The following is a 561-nucleotide window of genomic DNA, read 5'->3' on the forward strand; positions in this document are numbered from 1 at the left end:
CAGGGTTGAGCGGTAATCATCGTCTAGCCCTGCCATTTTCTTTTTCCTCGCCATACTTGCTGACTTAGATGCATCTTGTTTAAAAAGCGCCATGGCTATCTTTCGCATTACATTAAACATTAATGGCCCTTGAAGTTTGCGTATTCTCGATTCATCTTCTCTGAAGTTCATATCAAGCATCCAATGCATGCTTTCAACCTGCCAGTGACTGCGTACTGCATTGAGTGCTTGCGCTGCATTTAAGTCTAATGAACTTATATACCAGCGTGTTTCAGTGGTATCCGACCCTGCCGACTTATCATGAACTTCAGCCCTGACCTTAATAATACTCGTTAAGCCAGGCCAACGATAATCCTTGCCTAGCCAGCTTTTATCTATAAGTAACTGCTGGCATGTACGTGTTTCAACACGCCCATGTCCTGAGCTTATTTCGGTATGTTCATCACAATTATGCTTAGTTAACCTTTCACGCTCGCACTTGTGCCACCACGCTTCTAGTTCCTTTTGCATGCCTGAATGATTACCTTTAAGTGCAAGAATATAATCTGCTTTTTGTTGGAT

Annotated in this window: 1 protein-coding gene; it reads right to left on the reverse strand. The window is 42.8% G+C overall.

What is annotated here, in order from left to right; translation table 11 throughout:
- A partial coding sequence (locus tag P20311_RS16870) for an ISAs1 family transposase (protein WP_138922270.1) occupies positions 1-561 on the reverse strand: 561 nt, incomplete at both ends.

Source organism: Pseudoalteromonas sp. BSi20311 (genome assembly GCF_000239875.1).
GTDB lineage: Bacteria > Pseudomonadota > Gammaproteobacteria > Enterobacterales > Alteromonadaceae > Pseudoalteromonas.